The 6,697-nt window shown below is 63.2% G+C and carries 6 protein-coding genes; 2 read left to right on the forward strand and 4 right to left on the reverse strand.

Going from position 1 to position 6,697, the window contains the following annotated elements:
* Positions 1–69 precede the first annotated feature (69 nt).
* Positions 70–993, forward strand: coding sequence for a DNA-binding protein (locus ACT53R_RS19525; protein ID WP_476173586.1), 924 nt, complete (start codon positions 70–72; stop codon positions 991–993).
* Positions 994–1,024: 31 nt separating this feature from the next.
* Positions 1,025–1,246, forward strand: a complete 222-nt coding sequence (locus tag ACT53R_RS19530; RefSeq protein ID WP_476173591.1) for a DNA-binding protein — start codon at positions 1,025–1,027, stop codon at positions 1,244–1,246.
* 640 nt (positions 1,247–1,886) lie between these two features.
* On the opposite strand, the gene ACT53R_RS19535 is transcribed toward ACT53R_RS19530, so the two are convergent.
* From ACT53R_RS19535 to ACT53R_RS19550, 4 genes are all read right to left on the reverse strand, one after another.
* Positions 1,887–3,422 (reverse strand): hypothetical protein, encoded by a 1,536-nt coding sequence (locus ACT53R_RS19535; protein WP_476173587.1) that lies wholly within the window; start codon positions 3,420–3,422, stop codon positions 1,887–1,889.
* Entirely contained in the window at positions 3,419–5,155 is a 1,737-nt protein-coding gene (locus ACT53R_RS19540; protein WP_476173588.1) for a hypothetical protein, read from the reverse strand. Before ACT53R_RS19540 ends, ACT53R_RS19535 begins: the two co-directional genes overlap by 4 nt.
* A 427-nt stretch (positions 5,156–5,582) precedes the next feature.
* Complete coding sequence (locus ACT53R_RS19545) at positions 5,583–5,705, reverse strand: hypothetical protein (RefSeq protein WP_476173589.1); 123 nt, start codon at positions 5,703–5,705, stop codon at positions 5,583–5,585.
* Positions 5,705–6,628 (reverse strand): DNA-binding protein, encoded by a 924-nt coding sequence (locus ACT53R_RS19550; RefSeq protein ID WP_476173590.1) that lies wholly within the window; start codon positions 6,626–6,628, stop codon positions 5,705–5,707. Before ACT53R_RS19550 ends, ACT53R_RS19545 begins: the two co-directional genes overlap by 1 nt.
* Between the last annotated feature and the right edge of the window lie 69 nt (positions 6,629–6,697).

Here is a 6,697-nt window from a genome sequence, read left to right on the forward strand (position 1 = left end):
ACGATAATCATCACTTATCGTTAGTATGGAATCAACAGAGTAGGGCGGCCGCGTCGGAGGGCGGCATGCATGGCCAAAGGCATCACCCAGGCACAGGTCGACACCGCGGCCGACGCGCTCGTCATCGCCGGCGAACGACCCACCGTCGATCGGATCCGCGCGTTCCTCGGCACTGGTTCCCCGAACACCGTGACCCGCATGCTCGAAACGTGGTGGCAATCGCTGGGCGCCCGCTTGACCGCGCAGCAGGCGAGGGTCGCGTTGCCCGGGGTCCCTGAGTCGGTGGCCGTCCTGGCAACGCAGTTGTGGGATGCCGCCCTCGAAGCGGCGCAGGCCGAAGCAGCCCAGGCGTGCTCGGCCCAAAGGGAGGACATCGCCGCCCAGACGACCCAACTCGAGGCCGACCGACAGGCCTTAGACGACCGCGCCCAAGCCCTGCAGCATGCGACCCACGTCGCGGACCAGGCCCGGATACTGGCGGACGCGCGGCTGGCCGAGGCGCAGCAGCTCGTCCAGCATCAAACCGCTCAAATCGAAGATCTGACCCGGGAACGCGCTGCAGCACGCGGGCGGGTCGAGGCGCTGGAACGCGATCGCACCGAACTGTCCGAACGACTGACCCGGCAGGTGGACGAAGCGGCCGCCGAGCGCGAGTCACTCGCCCACCATGCGCGTGGTGTGGAAGATCGGGCGCACCTGGAAGTCGATCGTGCCCGCCAGGAAGCCAAAGCGCTGCAAGCCGAACTGGCCAAACGCGAGCAGGCATGGCGCCAGCGCGAACGCCAACTGGGCGAGGTCCGAGAACAGGCGATGCGGGACGCGACGTCGCATCAGCAGGACGCGGCCGCACAACGGGCACGCGCCGAAGCCCTGGAACAGCAATTGCGCCGGTTGGAAGACGCAACACTCCGAATCGCCCCCAAGTCACCGACCTCCCGTTCCCAACGCGCCAAAGCCACCAAGTCCAAAGCTATGCCCAGAGACGCCCGCTGACGGCAACCACAACCCCAGTCAGCTTGAAGGCATCACCCAGGCGCAGGTCGACACCGCTGCGGACGCGCTCGTCTCCGCCGGCGAACGGCCCACCGTCGATCGGATCCATGCGTTCCTCGGTACTGTCTCCCCGAACACTGTGACCCCCATGCTCGAAAAGCGGTGGCAGTCGCTGGGCGCCCGCTTGACCGCTCAGCAGGCGAGGGTCACGCTGCCTGGGGTCCCTCAGTCGGTGGCCGTCTTAGTGACGTAGTTGTGGGATGCCGCCCTCGAAGCGGCGCAGACCGAAGCAAGCCAATCCTGTTCCGCCCAGATGGAGGCGAGCGCAGCCCGAGCTGCCCAGCTCGAGGTCGATCGTCAGGCGCTATTCGAAAGATCTGGCCAAGGAGCGCAATTCGGTACGGGCGCGAATTGAGGCCTTGGAACGGGACCGGGCCGAACTCGCGGAGATTGGGCATAGCCGGGCCGTCGCGTGCTGTGGTCACTGCAAACCAATAGGCAAAAAGTTCTGCCGCACGTGAATCGATACTCAAACAACTCTGCATGGGCACATGGGAAGCCAGATTTGTCTACCTCGAAATGCAGTATTTCTGCCTTGGTGCTCCTAAATTCTTTTCAATGAACAGCGTACCGGAGCCTCATGCCGGCCTGAAGGGGAACGACGGGGCGAGCCTTAAATTTCGCATAATACATATTATGTCAGTACCTAGGCGGTGAGGCAGAATATGCCTTTACGATCAGTGACTTGAAAGCAAATTTTGTGGTTGCCCACCTGATTTCGCCCCAGGCGGACTCCTGAATTCGCCCCGTTTCCCGCTATCTCACTGAAGTCATGACAGATTCATCTGGCAGCTGATTTTTCCATATCGGATGCGAAATCACCTGAAACTGCCCTATCGGATTCGGTCCGCGGCCGGCTTGTCAGAGAACTTCTGAAAGGTCAGCAATCGCGAACCGACATTGCGCTGGAGTTCACAAGCTCGTTCCGTATCTGGCCTCATTGTCGATGCCAGTGGTACTGACTCAAGATGAGCGACCAGCCCTTCCTTGCCTCGCGTGGCCGCCAAGACCCACGCATGCCCCGGCAGGTGGCGGCTCAAATCGACTGGTGGCCAGCCTGGAAGTTGCGTCGTTCCGTTTACGGGAAATGCGACGAGATGAATCGCCGCCGCGGTGCCATCGATCAGGACCATCGTCATCAGGTGCGCGCACCACCACTCCAAAACGTCCTTCGTGGTCGAAGGAACGGCCGTCGACTCGAAGTCGGCTAATGCCGACCTGACATGGCATAGCAAGCGAAAGGCCGCCAAACCGAGTAGATGATCCCCTCGCCGTCCAATCATGGCTAACGAATGGTCCTCAGTCAGTGCAAGCTCAGCACACCGAAGCCGATAGCCGCGATCCCGCATCATGGCGGCTTCCGACTCTTCCACCTCCTTCAACGCGCAGACTTGGCTGTCGTTGTTGAGCTTCTGACGCTGACGAAAGCGATGTGCGGGATTGTTGATCCATTGTAGTCGGCGTTCGGTCCGCGCAAGGGACTTGCCGAGTATGCGATCTATCGCGGGAAAGACTTGAAGGTCATTCACGTCCAGAATGGTCGAGTGCGCAATGGTGGCACTGAGACGTTCAAGGGCTTCCACATCCTCTTCTTTTGGCGCAGGCAGACGGACCCTCAGGCCTCCCGGGCGCGTCGACAACTCGCTGACGAACTGTCGAATTTCGATCGGCCAAGGCACTCCAGATGCTTGGATCCATTCGATGACGGACTGCGCCGCGATCTCGCAGTAAGGCGTCACCAGCGTGGGTGCGACCACGAAAGCCTTTGAAACCGCAGAAGCCCATCTGCGGTGCGCACCGACGACGGTGTGCCACCGTTCCACGATGAGGCTTCTCGCCGCATCGACCAGTGCGCCAGTATTCACGAAGTCTCGATCGCAGTGGCTGCAATGCAAGGCGAATTTTGGCCGCGCGCGCAGCCCTAGGCCCGCCAGGGAGCCGCCGCAACTTGGGCACTCGCTGATCAGGTCGAGGTCGTGGACCGGACACTGCTGCCACCAGGGCAACTGGAACAGGTGGGTGTGATAGCCCTGCTCCAGACACGCTGGACAGAACCGAAGTGGATCGGCGAAGGGTGTCGCAAGCGCGCGAAGCGCCTCTGGCCACCAATGAGTGGGGTCAAAGGCCAGCCGCACTTCTAATGCCGTCAGTCGCAGCGAGACGCCGATGCGCTCGTCCGTCACCCAATACCGCATGCCGTCCAACTGGTTCGCGAACTGTTTCGCGGACGGTCCCGTCAGCCACAACGCCGCGAGCTGTTGGCGCTCAAGTACGCGGAGCCGCGCGATATTGGATAGCAGGCACACCGCGGAGGGGTACGGCCACGGGTGCCGGAAGAACGGCAAACGCAAGCGTTCCGAGCTGTTCATGCCGTCGCCGGAGACCTCCGTGAAGTGTCATCCGTCGCCATTTCGTCCGGCCAAGTCCAGTGCGCGTTGAACGACTGCGCGCAGGGCGGCGCAAAGGGGCGCGGCGCCGAGCGACCAAGCAGGGCGACGTAGGTGGCTGGGTCCCCACCAGTCACCTGCATGATCGCTATCGCCCACCCACGTGGACGGCACCGATCGACGTTAGCATGCTCCAACAGCGGGTGGGTGAGTTCGTTCGCTACCGCCGCAGCGTCGAGTTTGGCTTCAAGCGGCACGTAGACATTGCGCATGCGCGGCGAACGAATGCGCAACGTCGAACCGATGGTCCATGCCAGCACTCCACCCGGCCGAGCGCGTGAGAAGCATTCCAGCGCCAAGTCCTGCCAAGCCTCGAGGATCATGCGCTCGTAGAGCCAACCAAAGGCGCCGCGAGGCTGCGGCTCGCGCCGAACTTCGGGGGCTGGACCCCGCGCGCGCAACATCCATCTTGGTTCGATTTGCAACGTCGTCATATCCTGCGGCCATGCGCGCAGGTGCCGCAAATCCACGCCGGTCCACTTCGCTAATGCGATTTGCGCAATCTCCACTGGCGCTTCGAGCAACAGCTCCACCGCACGAAGATCCAGATAGGCCACGCCCTGCACCCGGTCGGTTTGTGCCAAACCGGTCAGGAGACGGAATGCAAGCACTGCCAACGTGCGTGGCCCACGCCAGTCATACAATACGGCATCGGGAATCGCGCGCGGAGAACCGTGGCCGATCAGGGGAACGCGCAATTGTCGTCGAAGATGGCGTTCGGCCTTAATCAGCGCACGGCGGCATGCTTCTGTGATGGGCAATGCGGCGTAAAATTTTCGGCTGGCATTGATCATCGCCTTGGGCGAAGTAAAGCCCAGTTCGCGTACGTTCGGCGCAGACGGGCGTTCCACAAATGTCCGCGACCACGCTCGCGCGCTTGCACTGGTCAGCGTAATCGTCGGCAGGTGACGCGTGAGTTCCGCCGGAGGTGCCACACACTTCACGAGGTGGCGCACTGCAAGGCAGGCCACCTCCTCGAATGATCCGTCTCCCTCTACTCTCCATGGCAACATCCACGCCACTGTTTGTGTTGCAGCCAGCCATCGGCGGTATCTGGCCAGCACCTGCCACCAGCGTCCATCGTTCTTGCGGCTGGGAGCTGCATGCAGGTGTGCCAGCAGCGCGCGGTCGCTCAGCTCGGCGCGGCAGTGCGGACACTGCAGCCAATTCGAGGGGGTAGCGTGTGGCAAGCCCGCGGGAATCGGCGCGTGGCAATGCGGGCAGCCCTCGTACAATGGTTCCTCGTGCACGGGGCACCCGGTCCACCACGGCAACTGGAACACGGGTGAGTGGTCGCCACGCAATAAACAAGCGCGGCAAAAGCGAAGGCGTTCGAAGGTCGTTGGGTCATCGGCGCGCGATTGCAGTGGCTGCAAGGCGGAGGGCCACCACCGCACCAGTTCGGCGCCTAGGCGCACGGACTCCGGGCGACGATTCAAGGCGCGACTGACGCGCTCAAGCGTACCGAGCCTGGCCAATGCGCCCCAGCCCAAATACTGCGGGCTGGCGGCGGTCAACCGCCGCTGAAGCAACGCTCCTAGTTGCGACTGATTCCACACCCCGAGCCGCGCCGGCACGGCCAGTAATGAGAACGCCGATGGCAGCGGCAGTGTCGAGCCACGCCAGTTCAAGCCTTCGAGGCGTGCCTCTGGCACGTCAGCGGTTTCCCACCCGGGCGCGACGCACACCGCTTTTCGGGGCGACTTGACTCAAGACGAGCCGCACATCCCAGCGCATTGGTGATTGCCTCCGAGGAAATGCCCCAGCGCCAGCCTACAAACGCCCATTTGCCGACCAACAATTGCCCGCGATTCGTACGTCCACCAAGAAAACACCCTAACGAACGAACAACCACCAACAATACGCCCGAACTTTCCCAGCAGTTGGCGGATCGCAGCCACCGCGCCGGCGGGCTTGGGTCAGTCTAGGCTCTGGCCACTAGGCTGGCCAGCCGCTGGCGCCGACGACAGCATGCCCTGTGCCTTCTTGAACGCTACGAAAAGTTGCCCTGCAGTCGACTGCGGTTCGAGTCCCGGGTGTCTGCCGCGGTAAACCATGTCATGCATGTGCGCTCATCGTGTGTCACAGCATCAGGAATGTGTGCACCACGGCTGCCGGCCGCAGGAAACAATGCCGCACCGCATCAAGGTGCGCCAGTGAGGCAAGACGCACAACCCGGCGCATTGGTGGCGGCGTCGTATTCATCAGACTTTTCCTCTGGGCGAGGCTTTCGGCTTGATGGCTCGGCTACTTCGGGCACGGGCGGCCAGCGACTTGGGGGCGATTCGGAGTGTGGCGTCTTCCAATCGGCGCAATTGCTGCTCCAGCGCATCGGCACGTGCGCGCTGCGCGGCCGCCTCCTGTTGCTGAGACGCGGCCTCCCGCATCGCCTGATCCCGGACCTCACCGAGTCGATGCTCGGTCTGACGCCAGTCCTGCTCTCGCCGGGCCAACTGGCCCTGAAGGGCCTTGACGTCCTGGCGAGCACGATCGACTTCCTGATGCGCACGATCTTCGACGGCTCGCGTATGCCGTGCAAGCGCCTTGCGCTCCGCGGACGCTTCATCGACGTGGCGGGCCAGCCGTTCCGCGAGTTCGGTGCGGTCGCGCTCCAGGGCCTCAATGCGCAGGCGCGCCGCATTGCGTTCCCGCGTCAGATCCTCGATTTGGGCAGCCTGATGCCGCACCAGTTGCTGCGCCTCGGCCTGCCGGGCTTCCGCCAGTAGCCTAGCCTGATCCGCCGTCCGGGCAGCGTTCTCCAGTGCCTGAGCGCGGTCATCCAGCGCCTGGCGATCGGCCTCGAGTTGGGTCGCTCGGACGGTGGCGGCTTCCATCAGGGCGGAACAGGAGCGGCTTGCTTCGGCCTGCGCTGCTTCGAGGGCGGTATCCCATAACTGGGTCGTCAGGACGGCCACCGAATCTGGCACGCCGGGCAGTACAACCCTCGCCTGCTGGGCGGTCAAGCGGGTGCCCAGCGATTGCCACCAGATCTCCAGCATCCTCGTCACCGTGTTGGGCGAACCGGTGCCGAGGAAGGCACGGATCCGCTCCACCGTCGGCCGTTCGCCGGCGACGACGAGGGCGTCTGCAGCGGTGTCCACCTGCGCTTGGGTGATGCCTTTAGCCATGCATGCCGCCCTCCGACGCGACTGCCCTACTCTGTTGATTCCGTACTAACGATAAGTGATGATTATCGT

This window comes from Lysobacter sp. DMC104 (genome assembly GCF_056313665.1).